The sequence below is a fragment of the Sulfurivermis sp. genome, assembly GCF_059410345.1.
Genome location: NZ_JBLJDO010000015.1, coordinates 1 through 16,002, shown reverse-complemented (window position 1 = coordinate 16,002; position 16,002 = coordinate 1). Strand labels below are relative to the sequence as shown.

Annotated in this window: 23 protein-coding genes; 19 read left to right on the top strand and 4 right to left on the bottom strand. The window is 63.8% G+C overall.

What is annotated here, in order from left to right; all coding sequences use genetic code 11:
* Positions 1-32: 32 nt before the first annotated feature.
* The 4 genes from ilvD to ACMV8A_RS11605 form a co-directional block, all read right to left on the bottom strand.
* A complete protein-coding gene (gene ilvD / locus ACMV8A_RS11620; RefSeq protein ID WP_495325964.1) occupies positions 33-1,883 on the bottom strand; it encodes a dihydroxy-acid dehydratase in 1,851 nt (616 codons plus the stop codon).
* 90 nt (positions 1,884-1,973) lie between these two features.
* The gene (locus tag ACMV8A_RS11615) at positions 1,974-3,455 is read right to left on the bottom strand and encodes a RimK family ATP-grasp domain-containing protein (protein ID WP_495325963.1); all 1,482 of its coding nucleotides are present in this window, start codon (positions 3,453-3,455) and stop codon (positions 1,974-1,976) included.
* On the bottom strand, positions 3,452-4,591 hold the full coding sequence (locus ACMV8A_RS11610; RefSeq protein WP_495325962.1) for a peptidase C39 family protein: 1,140 nt from the start codon (positions 4,589-4,591) through the stop codon (positions 3,452-3,454). Before ACMV8A_RS11610 ends, ACMV8A_RS11615 begins: the two co-directional genes overlap by 4 nt.
* Positions 4,592-5,252: 661 nt before the next feature.
* Complete coding sequence (locus ACMV8A_RS11605) at positions 5,253-6,017, bottom strand: helix-turn-helix domain-containing protein (RefSeq protein ID WP_495325961.1); 765 nt, start codon at positions 6,015-6,017, stop codon at positions 5,253-5,255.
* A gap of 104 nt (positions 6,018-6,121) precedes the next feature.
* Here ACMV8A_RS11605 and ACMV8A_RS11600 point away from each other — a divergent pair, with 104 nt between their 5' ends.
* The 19 genes from ACMV8A_RS11600 (at position 6,122) to ACMV8A_RS11510 (ending at position 15,896) form a co-directional block, all read left to right on the top strand.
* A complete protein-coding gene (locus ACMV8A_RS11600; protein WP_495325960.1) occupies positions 6,122-6,493 on the top strand; it encodes a helix-turn-helix domain-containing protein in 372 nt (123 codons plus the stop codon).
* On the top strand, positions 6,490-6,930 hold the full coding sequence (locus tag ACMV8A_RS11595) for a hypothetical protein (protein WP_495325959.1): 441 nt from the start codon (positions 6,490-6,492) through the stop codon (positions 6,928-6,930). The genes ACMV8A_RS11600 and ACMV8A_RS11595 overlap by 4 nt, the downstream gene beginning before the upstream one ends.
* On the top strand, positions 6,927-7,223 hold the full coding sequence (locus tag ACMV8A_RS11590; RefSeq protein WP_495325958.1) for a DNA-binding protein: 297 nt from the start codon (positions 6,927-6,929) through the stop codon (positions 7,221-7,223). Before ACMV8A_RS11595 ends, ACMV8A_RS11590 begins: the two co-directional genes overlap by 4 nt.
* The gene (locus ACMV8A_RS11585; RefSeq protein ID WP_495325957.1) at positions 7,220-9,406 is read left to right on the top strand and encodes a Mu transposase C-terminal domain-containing protein; all 2,187 of its coding nucleotides are present in this window, start codon (positions 7,220-7,222) and stop codon (positions 9,404-9,406) included. Before ACMV8A_RS11590 ends, ACMV8A_RS11585 begins: the two co-directional genes overlap by 4 nt.
* A gap of 52 nt (positions 9,407-9,458) precedes the next feature.
* Positions 9,459-10,199, top strand: a complete 741-nt coding sequence (locus ACMV8A_RS11580; protein ID WP_495325956.1) for an AAA family ATPase — start codon at positions 9,459-9,461, stop codon at positions 10,197-10,199.
* A gap of 2 nt (positions 10,200-10,201) precedes the next feature.
* The gene (locus ACMV8A_RS11575; protein WP_495325955.1) at positions 10,202-10,801 is read left to right on the top strand and encodes a hypothetical protein; all 600 of its coding nucleotides are present in this window, start codon (positions 10,202-10,204) and stop codon (positions 10,799-10,801) included.
* A gap of 8 nt (positions 10,802-10,809) precedes the next feature.
* Positions 10,810-11,166 (top strand): transcriptional regulator, encoded by a 357-nt coding sequence (locus tag ACMV8A_RS11570; RefSeq protein ID WP_495325954.1) that lies wholly within the window; start codon positions 10,810-10,812, stop codon positions 11,164-11,166.
* A 2-nt stretch (positions 11,167-11,168) separates the two neighbouring features.
* The gene (locus ACMV8A_RS11565) at positions 11,169-11,459 is read left to right on the top strand and encodes a Kil protein family (protein WP_495325953.1); all 291 of its coding nucleotides are present in this window, start codon (positions 11,169-11,171) and stop codon (positions 11,457-11,459) included.
* Complete coding sequence (locus ACMV8A_RS11560) at positions 11,459-11,662, top strand: hypothetical protein (RefSeq protein ID WP_495325952.1); 204 nt, start codon at positions 11,459-11,461, stop codon at positions 11,660-11,662. Before ACMV8A_RS11565 ends, ACMV8A_RS11560 begins: the two co-directional genes overlap by 1 nt.
* Positions 11,662-11,997, top strand: coding sequence for a hypothetical protein (locus ACMV8A_RS11555; protein ID WP_495325951.1), 336 nt, complete (start codon positions 11,662-11,664; stop codon positions 11,995-11,997). The genes ACMV8A_RS11560 and ACMV8A_RS11555 overlap by 1 nt, the downstream gene beginning before the upstream one ends.
* Positions 11,998-12,009: 12 nt before the next feature.
* A complete protein-coding gene (locus ACMV8A_RS11550) occupies positions 12,010-12,237 on the top strand; it encodes a hypothetical protein (RefSeq protein ID WP_495325950.1) in 228 nt (75 codons plus the stop codon).
* Position 12,238: 1 nt separating this feature from the next.
* Positions 12,239-12,769: a host-nuclease inhibitor Gam family protein gene (locus ACMV8A_RS11545; RefSeq protein ID WP_495325949.1), complete on the top strand. Its 531-nt coding sequence runs from the start codon at positions 12,239-12,241 to the stop codon at positions 12,767-12,769.
* Complete coding sequence (locus ACMV8A_RS11540; protein ID WP_495325948.1) at positions 12,766-13,005, top strand: hypothetical protein; 240 nt, start codon at positions 12,766-12,768, stop codon at positions 13,003-13,005. Before ACMV8A_RS11545 ends, ACMV8A_RS11540 begins: the two co-directional genes overlap by 4 nt.
* Positions 13,002-13,271 (top strand): hypothetical protein, encoded by a 270-nt coding sequence (locus tag ACMV8A_RS11535; RefSeq protein WP_495325947.1) that lies wholly within the window; start codon positions 13,002-13,004, stop codon positions 13,269-13,271. The genes ACMV8A_RS11540 and ACMV8A_RS11535 overlap by 4 nt, the downstream gene beginning before the upstream one ends.
* Before the next feature lie 76 nt (positions 13,272-13,347).
* A complete protein-coding gene (locus ACMV8A_RS11530) occupies positions 13,348-14,001 on the top strand; it encodes a hypothetical protein (RefSeq protein WP_495325946.1) in 654 nt (217 codons plus the stop codon).
* A 33-nt stretch (positions 14,002-14,034) separates the two neighbouring features.
* Positions 14,035-14,532, top strand: coding sequence for a hypothetical protein (locus ACMV8A_RS11525; RefSeq protein ID WP_495325945.1), 498 nt, complete (start codon positions 14,035-14,037; stop codon positions 14,530-14,532).
* Positions 14,519-14,956: a gp16 family protein gene (locus tag ACMV8A_RS11520; RefSeq protein ID WP_495325944.1), complete on the top strand. Its 438-nt coding sequence runs from the start codon at positions 14,519-14,521 to the stop codon at positions 14,954-14,956. The genes ACMV8A_RS11525 and ACMV8A_RS11520 overlap by 14 nt, the downstream gene beginning before the upstream one ends.
* A 97-nt stretch (positions 14,957-15,053) precedes the next feature.
* On the top strand, positions 15,054-15,239 hold the full coding sequence (locus tag ACMV8A_RS11515) for a hypothetical protein (protein ID WP_495325943.1): 186 nt from the start codon (positions 15,054-15,056) through the stop codon (positions 15,237-15,239).
* Between the two features lie 81 nt (positions 15,240-15,320).
* The gene (locus ACMV8A_RS11510; RefSeq protein WP_495325942.1) at positions 15,321-15,896 is read left to right on the top strand and encodes a hypothetical protein; all 576 of its coding nucleotides are present in this window, start codon (positions 15,321-15,323) and stop codon (positions 15,894-15,896) included.
* Positions 15,897-16,002: the final 106 nt, after the last annotated feature.

Sequence of the window (16,002 nt, the reverse complement as noted above, 5' to 3'; positions counted from 1 at the left end):
GCAGGCCGGGCCGGTCCGGCCTGCACGACGCCTTACTTATCCAGCTGCGATACGTCGCGCACCGCACCGCGCGCGGCGGAGGTGGTCATCGCGGCATAGGCCTTGAGGGCGGCAGAGACAGGGCGCTCGCGGTTGGCGGGCTTCCACGCCGCCTTGCCCTTGGCCTCCATCGCCGCGCGGCGCTGGGCCAGTTCGTCGTCGCTGAGGGCGACGCGGATGGAGCGGTTGGGGATGTCGATCTCAATGGTGTCGCCTTCCACGATGAGGCCGATGGCGCCGCCTTCCGCCGCCTCGGGCGAGACGTGGCCGATGGACAGGCCGGAGGTGCCGCCGGAGAAGCGGCCGTCGGTGATCAGGGCACAGGCCTTGCCCAGCCCCTTGGATTTCAGATAGCTGGTGGGATACAGCATCTCCTGCATGCCGGGGCCGCCGCGCGGCCCTTCGTAGCGGATGATCACCACATCGCCGGCCTTGATGCGATCGGCCAGGATCGCCTCCACCGCACTGTCCTGGCTTTCGAAGATGCGCGCCGGCCCGGAGAACTTGAGGATCGAGGCATCGACGCCGGCGGTCTTCACCACGCAGCCATCCAACGCAATATTGCCGTAGAGCACGGCGAGGCCGCCGTCCTGGCTGTAGGCATGGGCGGCGTCGCGGATGCAGCCCTTTTCGCGATCCACGTCCAGGCTTTCATAGCGCTTGCTCTGGCTGAAGGCGACGGTGGTGGGCACGCCGCCGGGGGCAGCACGAAAGAAATCCTTGCGCTTCTGATCCGTGGTCAGACGCACATCCCACAGCGCGATGGCCTCGGCCATGGTGGCGGCATGCACCGTCTTGCACTGGTTGTGCAGCAGACCGGCACGGTCCAGTTCGCCGAGGATGCCAATGACGCCGCCGGCACGGTGCACGTCTTCCATGTGGTAGGTCTGGATCGAGGGCGCCACCTTGCACAGGTGCGGCACCTTGCGCGACAGGCGATCGATGTCGGCCATGGTGAACTTGACACCAGCCTCTTCCGCCGCGGCGAGCAGATGCAGGATGGTGTTGGTGGAGCCGCCCATGGCGATGTCCAGGCACATGGCGTTCTCGAAGGCCTCGAAGCTGGCGATGGAACGCGGCAGCACCGCAGCGTCATCCTGCTCGTACCAGCGCTTGGCCAGAGCCACGATCATGCGGCCGGCCTCCTTGAACAGACGCTCGCGATCGGCATGGGTCGCCACCAGCGAGCCGTTGCCGGGCAGCGACAGGCCCAGCGCCTCGGTGAGGCAGTTCATGGAATTGGCGGTGAACATACCGGAGCAGGAGCCGCAGGTGGGGCAGGCGCTGCGCTCCACCGTCGCCACGTCGGCATCGCTCTCCTTGGAGTCGGCGGCCATGATCATGGCATCGACCAGGTCCAGCGCCAGGGTCTTTTCGTGCACCACCGCCTTGCCCGCCTCCATCGGCCCGCCGGAGACGAAGATGACGGGGATGTTCAGGCGCAGGGCGGCATTGAGCATGCCCGGGGTGATCTTGTCGCAATTACTGATGCACACCAGCGCGTCGGCGCAATGGGCATTCACCATGTACTCGACGCTGTCGGCGATGATTTCGCGGCTGGGCAACGAATAGAGCATGCCGCCATGGCCCATGGCGATGCCGTCGTCGATGGCGATGGTATTGAATTCCTTGGCCACACCGCCCGCCGCCTCGATCTCGCGCGCCACCAGCTGGCCCATGTCCTTGAGGTGCACATGACCCGGCACGAACTGGGTGAAGGAGTTGGCGATGGCGATGATCGGCTTGTTGAAATCATCGTCCTTCATGCCGGTGGCGCGCCACAGGGAGCGGGCGCCGGCCATGTTGCGGCCGCGGGTGGTGGTCCAGGAACGGTAAGCGGGCATCGGTCTCTCCGGAAACAAAGGCGGGGTCAATGGCGGCCATTATACGATGGCCCCGGCATTCGGGGATCACGGCGGGCAAAACTTTCGGCCTCAGCGCTGGCGCAGGTGCTGCAACTCCAGGCGGCGCACGAACTCCGCCAGGATCTGACGGTACAGGTCCTCCTTCAGCACCTGGTCCTCGACACCCGCATCGATATTGGGGTTATCGTTCACCTCGATGACATGGATGCCGCGTTCGGTCTGCTTGAGGTCCACGCCGTAGAGGCCATCGCCGATGAGGTTGGCCGCCTTGAGGGCAATGGCCACCACCTCGGCCGGCGCCTGCTCGACGGCCAGGGTCTTCCAGCCGCCCTCCTCGAAGGTGCCGTCGGACTCGTGGTGCACGATCTGCCAGTGCTTCTTCGACATGAAGTACTTGCAGGCGAAGATCGCCTTGCGGTTGAGGATGCCGATGCGCCAGTCGAATTCGGTGTAGAGATACTCCTGCGCCAGGATCAGCTCCGAACTCTTGAACAACAACTCTGCCTCCTGCCGCATCTGCTCCGGCGTCTCCGCCTTGACCACGCCGCGGGAGAAGGAGCCGTCCGGTACCTTGAGCACCATCGGGTAACCTATGGCCTCCTCCGCCGCCTTGAGGTCGCCACGCCCGGCGATCACCGTGCGCGGCGTCGGCACCTTGTTGGCGCGCAGCAGCTCGGCCAGATAGACCTTGTTGGTGCAGCGCAGGATCGACTGCGGGTCGTCCATCACCACCAGTCCCTCGCTCTCCGCCTTCTTGGCGAAACGGTAGGTGTAGTGGTTGATGTTGGTGGTCTCGCGGATGAACAGCGCGTCGTACTCGGCCAGACGCGAATAGTCCTTGCGATCGATGATCTCGATATCGACATCCAGCTTCTGTCCGGCCTTGATGAAGCGCTGCAGCGCCTTGCGATTGGACGGCGGCAAGGGGTCGTCGTCGTTGTACAGAATCGCCATGTCGTAACGCGCCTGGCTGCGCGACTTGGGCGAGCGCCAGCGCTTCTTCAGATAGCCATGCAGGTGCTCGGAGAAAAAGGCGCGGTTCTCGCTGTCCAGCTTGTGCAGTGACAGCGGCTTGATGGACTCGATGTGCCAGACGCTCTCGGAACGGCGGAAACCGACGCGTAACAGCGGGCAGGGAAAGGTCTCGAAGATCTGCCGCGCCAGGTCGGCCATGGGCTCGAACAGGCACTTGCCGAAGAACACATCCATCTCGAACACGCGCTCGGGACTGTCCTTGCGGTACTTGCGGAAGCTCTTTGCCACTTCCTCGTCCAGGTTGACGGCATTGAGGCTGTACATGGCCTTGCTGGACAGATCCAGCATGCTCTTCACCGACGGTATCACCTTGTGGTTGCGCGCCTCGGCCAATAGCGAGCAGTAATAGGCCACACTGAGATACTTGTAGCTGCGGCACAGGTTGATCACCTGTACATGCTTGAGATTGAAGTATTCCTTGCCGGTGAAGTAGTCATCGACGTTGACCACCGGATAGTCCAGACCGTCGAATTTCCAGTCCGCGGTGTCCTCCACCACGATGATCTGTGTAGTCATGCTGCTGCGGACCTCTTGCGCGCCGTCCGTTTGCGCGCGGCTGTCTTGGGTTTGCGGATAATCAACACGGCACGCTGGCCGGACTTGCCGTAACGCGCCATGCGCTCGAAATCCTTGTGCGGGATGGGCATATTCACGCAATCGGTGACGGTCTTGCCCTTCTCGTGATCGACGAAGGAGTCATGCACATAGATAAAATGGTCATCGAAGCCGGTCACCACCACCCAGTGCGGAAATTTCTCCTGGTAGATGCGGTAGGAGCTTATCAGCACCAGCGGGATGGCACCGTGCGCGAATTCCTGTTTCATCTCGCTGACCGAGATACGACGGTAGTGCAGCGGCACACCGACCTGCGCCATCTCCTCGGTAAAGTCATCCTGCACCAGACGAATGACCTCCTTTTTTTCCTCCGCCCGCACCGAGTCGACGAACAGGGCACCCTCGTCATTGACATAGGCCTCCACCTCGAAGCCGCGGTGGTGGGCCGCCAGGGCCAGGCCGAACGGGCCGCAGCCGCCGTGGCCGGAGGTCATGAATACCGTGGTGGACTCGCGCCACAGGCGCAGCTCCAGGCGACGGTTCAGCTCGATGGTCGGGTCCAGCGCCCCCATGGCCATCATCAGGGCCGCCGGCCCGCAGGTAAACTCCAGAGTCTGCTCGTAATAGGGCACCCGCGCCATGTCCGGCCGCAGCGACGGCACCAGGCGCTTTTCGTAGCGCAGCGCGTCCATGTGATCTTCATAGTAGTCGTCGTAAAAACCGAAGCGGCGATAGCCCATGGATTCGTACAGGGCAATGGACGAGGCATTATCCATGCGCACCTCCAGCCGCAGCGTGACACAATCCTGCGCCAGCGCTGCCTGCTCCGCGGCGATCATCAACTGGCGGCCGATGCCGCGGCTGCGGAACTCCGGGTGTACGGCGATGGAATACATGCGCGCCAGCGAGGTGCCGGCGTTGAACAGCAGCAGCACATAACCGCGCACCGCACCCACCTCTTCGTCGAGCAGCAGGGCGGCATGGGCCTTGGTGATCATGTGGCGGAAGCTGCGCCGCGACAGGCGGTCGGTTTCGAAGCAAAGGTTTTCGATGGCCACCAGGGCGTCGATGTCTTCGGGGGTGGCGGGGCGGATCATGTCGTGGCCTCGATCATGCTGTTACAGCACAACGGTTTGTGCGCTGCGCGCGGATTATTTGAGTCGGGGTTCCGCCCCCGTACGACGTGTTACTTTTCTTTGTTCGGCCAAAGAAAACTAACGAAAAGAAAGGCCGCCCGACTCCCGCGCCCTGCGGGTCCCCTGCGCTTCTCGCCCGAATCGGCGCTCGCCTACGCGTCTTCCTGACACGAAGGCGAGGAGCCGCCTTCCCTGGCGGCTCCCCTGCGGGCTTCTCCCGATTCGGGCTGCGATGCTCGGCGCGGCAGACGGGGGGAACCCCAAAAGTCAAAATCAAAACCCAAAATCGTGTGCGTGCAGCGCACACTGTCCAGCGCGATACCGCAGGCGAGCCTGCCTTTGATTTTCAAACCCCTTTGTCTCGCCGAGCAACGCAGCCCGGGGCGGAATTGCCCGCAGGGGGCGCGCCATGGATGGCGCGCATTCTGTGACCCGTCAGTTATGTTGAGGTATCCGGGATTAAATGGGAATGGGCGGGCTATCGTGGGAAGGTCGCGTCAATCAACGAGTTAACGGCGATTCAATTAGAATTGAATGCACGGTGAGCCGACAGTACATAAATGGCCGGTTACGCGTGAGCGACAGTTAAGTTGAGGCGGAGACAGCGCCAGTCCGCAGGGCCTCACCAAGCGTAGGGAGATTTGTCGCCATCTGGCCTGGGTGCGCAGTCCTCGCGGACAGCCATCATGAGCCGCAATACCGCTTCCGGCGAAAGCTGGTGGTCGATGATAGCGGACTTTAGGGCCTCCCTGAAGCTGCTGGGTGGGCGCCAGCCGAGGATGTCAGCAGCATCAGTGACTACCTTGGCAGCATCCTTAACCTTGCCGAACGCCTCATGCAGCTGCTCTTCGTGGCGCTTCTCAGCCTCTTGGTCTACAAAGGCAAGGCGCAGGATGAGATTGGCGCGATTTCTGAGGTTGGTGAATACGTACGGATCGCCAACAATCCTCTGCAGCTGTTTCCGCATGTCAGCAAGCGACTGGTTTTCCTGAATATCTTTCGATGTGACAGGAACCCTGTCCAGTCTTTCAAGCTCACCCTCATATCGGGTCAGTTCCTCGCTGATCGAACCATCGCCCCAGTCATCTCCGTCATCTTCACGTGTGGTTGAGCCACCACGCATAGGGCCTTTCCCTGTGGCGAGCCAGTCAAGAGATACGTTCGCCCCGTGGGCAAGGCGCGCAAGCCCATCGAAAGACGGCACAGTTTCGTCCCTCTCCCACCGCCGCAGGGTGTCAGAAGATATGCCGCAGTAAGATGCCGCATCAATGCGTGATGTAAACAGATTGGCTGCGGCAGTTATGCGCGATCCGATTCCTGGGGCTGGAATCGGATCGCCGATCCGATTCTCCACGCGCTGATCTGATTCCCTCTTTTTTCTTGCCATATCAGATAGTTACCGTTTTTTATCTGCATATATTCGTGACGCAGGAATCGGATCACGAATACATGCTTGACGAACCCGAATAACTGCGGCTAGTATCTATCGCCATGACGAAGATAGATGCCGCCACGAAGAAGCTCTTCAAAGACCCCGCCAAGAGGCGCGCATGGGTCATTTATCAACTCGGTCTACAGGGGCGCTCGCTCGCCTCCCTTGGGCGCGATCTTGGCCTGGTTCGCTCATCTCCCCAGGCGGCCCTGGCAAGGCCCTACCCGCGCATGGAGCGGCTTCTGGCGGAGGCTGTAGGCGTGCCGGTGCATGAGTTGTTTCCAGACCGCTACGCACCGAACGGCGAGCGCCTGATCCGCATGGGGCGGCCTACTGGAAACCGGAAAAAGTCTATCGCCAAAGATACAGCAAAAACGCGATGCCGCAATGTCAATTGCCGCATAAATGATGGACAGGAGAAGGCGGCATGACCCGGCGCCCCCGTGACACAGCGACCCTGGACCTCTTTGAGGTGCCGCAGGCTGCGGCACCGATACCTGCCGGACTGGATTACCGGGCGCAGGTGTCCGGGCTGGTCAGCCAGATGCTTAAGGACGCCGACGGCGACCGCTACGAATTGGCTGGCCGCATGAGTCGGCTGACCGGTACGGATGTGACCAAGTACATGCTCGACGCCTACTCAAGCGAGGCGCGCGACACCTTCAACCTGCCGTTCTGGCTAGTCCCCGCCTTGGAAGAGTCCGCCCATAGCCACCTGCTGACCAACTGGCTGACCGGCGTGCGCGGCGGTCGGCTGCTCATCGGGCGCGAGGCGCTGAACGCCGAACTGGGCAAGCTTGAGCGCCTGCGGGATGAGGCTGCCAAGAAGATCAAGCAGCTCAAGCAGGTCATGGGAGAGATGGAATGACCAAGGAATGGTATAGCGCCGCCGAACTGGCCGGGCTGCCCGGCATGCAGGGCACAGTTCAGGGAGTGAATATCGCCGCGAAGCGTGGAAATTGGCGCGTCCGCCCGCGTACAGGACGCGGCGGCGGCAACGAATACCACATCAGCAGCCTCCCCTTCGAGACCCAGGCGCATCTGCGCGGGGTGGTTGTGATTCGCATTCCTGCCGGGCCGGCGTCACCGCTGGTGCGCTGGCTGGCCAGCTTTCTCCGTCCTGTCATCAAGGAAGCACTGCGCACGGAGGCCAGATCATGACCAAGGAGTGGTACAGCGCCGCCGAACTGGCTGGGCTACCTGGCATGCCGACCCACGCCCGCGTGGTAAATCTGTGGGGTGATGCAGGGAAGCTGCAGCGTCGTAAGCGCCCGGTCGGCAAGGGTTGGGAATACCACATCAGCAGCCTCCCCCAGCAAACCCGGCAGCACTTTGCCGCGCAGACCGTGGCCACGGTCGCGGCGTCAGATGACTTGCGACAGTCCATCATCGATGCGGCGGTTGGCCAGGAAGAGGCCGAGCGCGAAGCGCGGCTGCGCCTCAAGGAAGAGGGGCTCAAAACCTTTGCCGCCCTGCCGGAAAGCGCCAGCAAGGCGCGGGCACGGGCGCGGAAGTGGGTGGTGGAGGCGTTCTGGCTGTACCTGCGCAGCCACGGCGGCGCACGCGAGCGGGCGCGTCTGGCCTTCGTCGAGGCGTTCAACCAGGGCAGCTTTGCCATCCCCGCAAGCGTGATGGATCACATGCCGCGCTATCGCGGCCTGCGCAACCTTTCCGAGGCCTCGCTGCAGCGCTGGGACGACGACTACCGCCTGCGCGGCATCATGGCCCTGGTCGACAACTACGGCCAGCACAAGGGAAAGAGCAAGGTCGACACCCACCCCGAGCTGCGCAAGGTCGTGCTCGGCTGCATGGTCAAGCATCCCAACATCACCGGCAAAAAGCTCAAGGCCTTCCTGGAAGCGGCCCACCCTGATCTCGACATCGTCAGCGAGCGCGGCTTGGAGCGCTACATCAAGGTGTTCCGCGAGGAAAACGCCCAGCTCTGGACCTACCTGACCCATCCCGACCGCTGGAAAAACGTCTACATGGTGGCCCACGGCAGCCACTTCGACGGCATCACCCGCCTGAACCAGGTGTGGGAAATGGACTCCACGCCGGGTGACTGGATGCTGACCGACGGCCGCCACAGTGTCCTGGGCGTCATCGACCGCTATTCCCGCCGCCTCAAGTTCTACGTCTCGAAGACTTCCAAGGCCACCGCCGTCTGCCAGGTGTTCCGGCGGGCGCTGCTGGCCTGGGGCAAGCCCGAGGCCGTGCTGACAGACAACGGCAAGGACTACGTTTCCGAGCTGTTTGACGGGGTGTTGAACGACCTGGAAATCGAGCATCCGGTCTGCATGCCCTTCGCGTCCGAGGAGAAGGGCACCATCGAGCGCGCCATGCGCACCATGAGCCACGGCATCCTCGACCTGCTGCCCGGATTCATCGGCCACAACGTCGCCGAGCGCAAGGTGATCGAGGCCCGCAAGAGCTTTGCCGACCGCATCATGACCCCCGGCGAGGTGGTCGAGGTACAGCTATCCAGCGCCGAGCTGCAGGAGAAGCTGGACCAGTGGGCCGATCACGTCTACGCCCACGACGAACACGGCGGCCTCAACGGCAAGACGCCCTGGCAGATGGCCAACGAGTGGACCGGCAGGGTCTACACCGTCGGCGACGAACGCGCCCTCGACATGCTGCTGCTGGAGATCGCCGGCGCGCGCGACATCGAAAAGAAGGGCATCCGCTACAACAACCGCCACTACATCCACCCGGACCTGGGCCGCTACGTCGGCCAGAAGGCTCACCTGCGCCTGGACGAACAAGACCTGGGTCGTGTCGCGGTTTACGTCGATGGCACCTTCATCTGCTGGGCCGAGGCCCCGGAACTGACCGGCATCGACCGCGCCGAGTGGGCCACCGTCGCCAAGAAGGAACAGAAGCGCTTCATCGCCGAGCAGGCCGAGGAGATGCGCCGCTTCAAGAAGGCGCTCACGGCCGACGTGCCCGGTGCCATCCTGCGCCACCGCATCGAACAGTCCGCCAACGTCACCAGCCTGCCGCGCCCGACCGAAAACCACACCACGCCCGCCCTGGAACAGGCCGGTCTCGCCGCCGCCGCACGCCACGGCCGCGCCCCGGAACGCGCCGCCCCGATCAGCGAAACCGACCGCGCCGAACTGGCGCGCGACATGGCTGCCGCGCCGGTGGTGCCGCTGCGCGAAACACCGCAGCAGCGCTACGGCCGCGCCTTCGGCCTGGAACAGCGCATCGAGCGCGGGACGCTGCTGACGGAAAACGAGCGGCGCTGGCTGGAGGGCTATCAGCAGTCATCCGAATACCGCGCCATGAAGGATTTTTACAGCGATTTTGGTCACCCGCCCGAGTGGCGGGAGGCCCAATAAAAAACCCGCCGAAGCGGGCTTAAGAAGTGTGTAAACAACAGAGGGAAGAATAATGACCCAACCACCGACCGTCAACACCGTAGCACCGCTCCAGAACGTGCACCACTGCATGCAGGCCATGCGCCGTGTCATGGAGCGCCGTGATCACCTGCCTGGCCTGATCGGCTTCTACGGCCCGTCAGGCTTCGGCAAATCCACCGCCGCCGCCTACGTCGCCAACCGCTACCAGGCCTACTACGTCGAGGTCAAAAGCAACTGGCCGGAAGGTGCCTTCCTCAAGGCCGTCCTGTCCGAGATGGGCATCAAGCCCGAGCGCCGCAACTACGACATGGTCGATCAGATTTCCCAGCAGCTGGCCCTGTCCGGCCGCCCGCTGATCATCGACGAGTTTGACCACGTCGTGAAGAAGGGCTACCCGAACACCGTCAAGGACATCTACGAAGGTTCTCACACCGGGATCATGGTCATCGGCGAAGAGCTGCTGGAGGCCAACATCGCCCGCGACCCCGACCTGGAGCGCCTGCACAACCGCTTCCTGGAATGGGTGGCCGCCGAGCCGGCCGACCTCAACGACGCCGAGCACATGCGCGCCCTGTACTACCCCGCCCTGCAGGTGGAGCAGGAACTGATGCAGGAGGTCCTGCTCGCCTCCAAGCACGAGCTGCGCCGCATCGTCGTCAACCTCGACCGTTTCAACAACCTGGCCGTCACCGAGGGCCTGGACAAGGTCACCCGCGCCGCCTGGGGCAACCGGGGCTTCTTCACCGGCCACGCGCAGAAGCGGAGGGTCTGACGATGGGACGCACCGGAGGCAAACCCGTCCACCTGGTCAGCGTCAACGGCCAGCACGACATGCGCCAGGCGCTGTGGACCGTGATGCGCGAACTGCGCGAGTTCGGGATCAGCGAGCTGGAAGACCGCACCCGCGTCTGCGACGCGACCATCCACGGCTATGTCGCCGCCCTGACCAAGGGCGGCTACGTGGAGCGCGTCAACGCCAGCCAGCGCCAGGGCGGCCACATCGCCAAGGCCCGCTACGCCCTGATCAACGACATCGGTGTTGATGCCCCGCGTATCAATGCCAAGGGCGAGGAATCGCGCCAGGGCTGCATCCGCGAACAGCTGTGGCGGACCATGCGCATCCTCGGCAGCTTCGCCACGCAAGACCTCATCGTCCACGCCACCACCGAAGACTGCGCCATCAAGCTCGGTTCCGCCCGCGAGTACCTCAAGTACCTGGCCAAGGCCGGCTACATCGTCCAGCGCCAGCGCGGCGGCGCCTGGCGCCTGGTGAAAAATACCGGCCCGCGTCCGCCGGTGATCCAACAGATCCCCCAGGTGTTCGATCCGAATACTGGAAAGGTCGTCTGGACCGGCAAGGCAGGTGCGGCATGAGCGCCGTCATGAAAACCAACGCCGACGCCGCACGTGCCGCCTGGGGCGACGACATCCCCAACTGGGTGCTGGTGCTCGCTGAGCAGTGCGACGCGAGCAGCCAGAAGGCCGCTGCCGAGCGTATCGGCTACTCGCCGGCCGTCGTCAACACCGTGCTCAAACACACCTACAAGGGCGATTTGACCGCCGTTGAACAGGCCGTGCGTGGTGCGCTGCTCGACGCCACCGTGATCTGCCCGGTGGCCGGTGAACTGCCCGCCCACGTCTGTCTCGACTACCAGCGCCAGCCGTTCCGCAGCACCAACGCGCAGCGCGTGAAACTCTACCGGGCATGCCGCAGCGGCTGCCCCAACAAGAGGGGATAACCATGAGCCGTCCGCAAATCGAACACCCCGGTACCCTCGGCGAGGGCAACCGCCACGTGCTGGACACACTCACCGTCGCCTACCAGGCCGCGCTGCAGCTGGCCGAAGACGGATTCACGGTCGAGAAGGTCGAGATCGCCGCGCGCAACCCGCGCATCTGGATCACCCCCTGCCGCCGCTGCGCCTCGCTGCGTGGCGTGGCCACCGTCACCCGTGGCACGGCAGACGGCCGCGAACAGGTGATGGCTGCGCGGGTGCGTGGCGCCCAGGTGCAATGGGTAGAGAGCCGCTGATGCGTGACGCCATCCTCGCCTGCCTGCGTTGCAGCGTGACGCCGCTGACCACTCCAGAGGTGGCCTACCGCATCGGACAAAGGCGAGAGAAGGTGCGCACGGAAATGCTGCTCATGCACAACGCTGGGCTGGTGGTGCAGGTGGGATGGTGTGAGTTTGAGGGCCGGCGCCGGCCGACGTTTACAGCCAAGGAGGTGAAGTGATGTTCAGCACCGACGACGTACTCAAGGCGTTATCGCGCCACATCGGCCAGGGCAACGGCGCCCGCGCCGACGTGCTGGTGATGGAGATCACCGGCCGGGCCAGCGGCCCGGTGGCAGAACGGCGGCTGCGTGATCTGGTGGTAGAGCTGCGCATGGCTGGGCACCACGTCTGCGCCCACCCGCGCGATGGCTACTTCATCGCCGAGAGCGAAGCCGAGCTGAACGACACCTGCGTCTTTTTGTACGAGCGCGCCATGACCTCGCTCACCCAGGTCAGCCGCATGAAGAACACCAGCCTGCCCGATCTGCGCGGGCAGCTCAGACTACCGACGTAAGAGGATACAGCGATGCTTACTGAAGACGAAAAGGCGGCGCTGCGCGCCGTTGAGGATGGAGCTGATGTGTATAGCTACGCCTTGGCTCGAACGCTGCGGATCATCGATCAGCGTCGCCCCGGTTTGGTTGATATCTGCGACCCACAGGCCTATCACGGCGATGGAACGGATCAGGTGCCGTACTTCGGCGCGATTCTGACCGATGCCGGCAAGGCCGCGTTGAATGAAGAGGCAATCTGACATGGCCACCATGACCGAAATAGAACAACTTACCCGCGACTACGCCGAGGCGCGGGCCTATCTCTCCGGCGTCGTCAGCCGCCTCCAGGAGGAGCTGGAGCGCGTCAAGCACCCGGCCCTGCCGCTGATACGCGAGGCGGTTGGCAAGACCAGCGAGGCCCACAGCAAGCTCTATGCGGCCGTCGAGGCAGCGCCGGAGCTGTTCACCAAACCCAAGACCATCACTATCGCCGGCGTCCGTGTCGGTTACATGAAGCAAAAGGGCAAGGTGGTGATCGAGGACGAAGAGGCCGTGATCGCCCGCATGCGCAAGCTGCTGCCGAAAGACCAGGTCGAACTTCTGATCCGAATCACCGAGAGCGTACATAAGCCATCCGTGTACGACCTCAGCGCCGGCGATCTCAAGCGGCTCGGCATCACCATCACCGACGACGGCGAGGCCGTGGTGATCAAGCCGGTGGATGGCGAGGTGGACAAACTGGTCAACGCTCTGCTGGCCGAGGCCGAGAACGTGGCGGAGAAGGCAGCATGAACACCGCAGAGATCGAGATCGTTCCCTACGCCGACGCGCCTTGGGCGCCACGGCTGGAAGGTGCCCGGTACGCCTACCGGGTGATGCTGCCGGGCAATGAGGTGATGGCCGGCGCCACGCGGGGTGACCGTGACGCGGTCACCAAGTCAGTCAAAAAGCTCGCCGAGCGCCTCAAGCGCGAGCGTCGTGGCCAGCCCGACGCCTGGCGCAACTTCGTCATCAAGGCCGTCGCATGAACCGCTACGAGATCGATGCCGAGGCTGCGCAGCGCATCGCCGAGCAGGTGGATGCCGGCAACTGGGTGAGCATCTGGATCAATCCGCTGGGCATCTCCGTCGCCGTCCACAGCGCGCCGCGCCCGGAGGATGCCATGCAGCGCCACCTTGGCTCCAGCTTGTCCGCCACCGGGCCGCTCAGCGCCGCGATCTGCAAGGCCGCCGAGGCGGCGGTAAAGAGTTCAGCCCCTCAGCGTGTCGCCCGCGCCAAAAAGCGCAAAGCGTAATCGCCGGGGTGCGTCACCTGCCAAGTGGTGAGGCAGCACGGGCAGACGTGCACAACCAACGCAACGGGGGTACATCATGAACACACGCAACATCACAGCCCTGATCCTGCTGGTGGCCGCCATCGGCCTGATGCAGTACCACGCCATCCTGTTCTGGTCGGAGCACGTCGACCGGGCCACCGGCTGGGCCTGGTCCCTGCTGCTCGAAGGCGCCGCCCTGTGGCTCTGGTCCAGCCGTCACGCCGCCCAGCGCGCCCTGGCCCTTGTTGCCACCGTGTTGGTGCTGGCCGGCCCGCTGTACCAGGTCAGCGCGCCGCTCATCGCCGAATGGCAGGCCACTGATCGCAGCGCCGTTGCCAACGTCGAGCGCCGCGCCGCCTTGGCCGCCGAGATAACCAGCCTTGAAACGGCCCTTAATGCCTATCTCAAAAACTCCGCGGCCCGCGTCGGCTGGGCGCAGCGCATCGACGCCACCCAGGCCCGCCTTGACACCGCGCGCAGCGAGCTGACGGCGGTGATCGCCGCAGCCGCCGAGCCGGTGCGCATGAGCTGGCAGCGGCAGGCGGTGATCGCCATGCAGGCCATCGCCCTGGTGCTGTTCCAGATCATGGGCGTGATCGCCATCCGCACCCTGGCCGTGGCCCACCAGGCCAAGGCCAGCGATCCGCAGGAGCCGCAGCGCAACCCCACCCCGGCCGCACGCCACACCAGGCTGGCGCGGGCGGCCTGACGGTTATCAGCCTGGACGAACGGAGACGACGCGATGAAACAGCACCCGACGAAAGAGCAATGGCAGGAGGTGGAGAAGCAGCTGTCCCGCCTGTTCGATGGCGTCTATCTGCGCTGCGATGGCTTCGTGGTCTACGCCAGCCTGGTGCGCGCGTCAATAAACAGGCTGGGTATTCGGCTCTTTGTGGACGGCGTGCTGGCCGGTGCGTGGTTCCTGTCAGCGGAAGACGGCACCTACCCAGAACAGGCGGTGCGGTTTTATCGGCCCGTCGACAAGACGCGCTACCCGCCGAAATTTGTGAAGGCAATGGAGAAGGCTATCGGCAAGCGTCGCTGTCGGGCCGATGGATATTACGACAAGAGGCGCTACTACATGACCACCTGGGGCACGCCTGCCGCCTTCATCCGCCATTTGAAAAAGCACAACGACCACATCCAAGTTATCGACCGGGAAACCCACGACCGCGAAGTGGCGGCCAAGGGCAGCCAGCAGGAAGCCTTTGTGGAGATGGTGAACGATGCCAAAGCCTGACGCCCAGCAGGCCCGGCGCACCGAGCTGGCGAAGATCCATATGGGCGCCAAGCAGCTCGGCATGGACCCGGCGGACAAGAACCCGAACAGCGCTTACCGCGACATGCTGTGGGTCATTGCCCGCGTGCGGTCATCCTCCGATCTGGACGGCTATGGCCGGCAAAAGGTCATCCAGCACCTGGCACGCTGCGGCGCCACCTTCAAGCGGCCCGGCCGGCCCACGCCAGCGGCGGACAAGCAGGCGCTGGTGGCGAAGGTCCGCGCGCAGCTCGCCGCCGCCAACAGGCCGGACGAATACGCCGATGGCATGGCCCGGAAGATGTTCACGGTGGACAGGTATGAATGGGCCACCCCGGAACAACTCAGGCGCATCGTCGCGGCGCTGAACTACGACGCCAAACGTAGGATGGGTGGAACGAAGTGAAACCCATCAACTGACGCATAACGCTGAGTGAAGGGGCCGGCTGAAAGCAGGTCCCGCTTGCACGCCGTGTTATGCGGCGGACTAAATGGAGGAACGAATGTTAACCAAGATGTTTTTTGCAGCACCGAATTACCTGATGGCTTTTGCATTTTGCATGGCCGGAACGATCATGGCTGCGCTGACCAAAAACCCGGATTGGTACTGGCTTCTGGTGAGCGATGCGAACGTGGCACTTTGGCTGCTGGTAGCCTACTGGCTCGACCCGAACAAGCGAGCCGCATAACGACAAAGGTGTGGGGCTGGACGCCGCAGGCGGCCAGTCCCGCACGACCGCCGGGTTGTGCGCCGACGTTGGAGAAACGAGATGACCGTAGCTGTGCTTTTTGCACGCGCCGACAGCCATTACAAGGCGCTGCCGGACTGTGACGTGTACGACATGGAGCGGGACGCCAGAACCTACGACGGGCCGCACCCGGTTGTGGCGCACCCGCCCTGCCGCGCATGGGGACGGCTGCGGGCCTTTGCGAACCCGAGGCCCGACGAGCGCAACCTTGCCCGCCTGGCTGTGGCCCTGGTGCGCGAGTTTGGCGGCGTGCTGGAACACCCGGCCGGCTCGACGCTGTGGAGCGCACAGGGCCTGCCTGCACCTGGCAGCCGGGATTCCTTTGGCGGTTGGACGCTGGCCGCGCCGCAGAAGTGGTGGGGCCACAAGGCAGAGAAGGACACATGGTTTTATGTGGTGGGCTGCGAACCCGGCCAAATACCGGACATGCCCTACACGATGGGCGAGGCGGACTATGTAGTGCAGAGCCGGAAGCGCACCGACTACCGTCCGCACATAACGAAGGCAGAGCGCGAGCACACCCCGCCCGAGCTGGCGAAGTGGCTTGCAGAACTGGCAGCGCGCTGTAAGGCGCACAACGCTGGAAATCAGCGGTGAGCGCAGCGAATCCGCTGCATTGACTTGTTATGCGCTTCGGCGCAAGGAGAAGAAAATGAAAGACCTAAATGAGATGTACTTGGACGTGCTGGCCCGTGATCTGGCG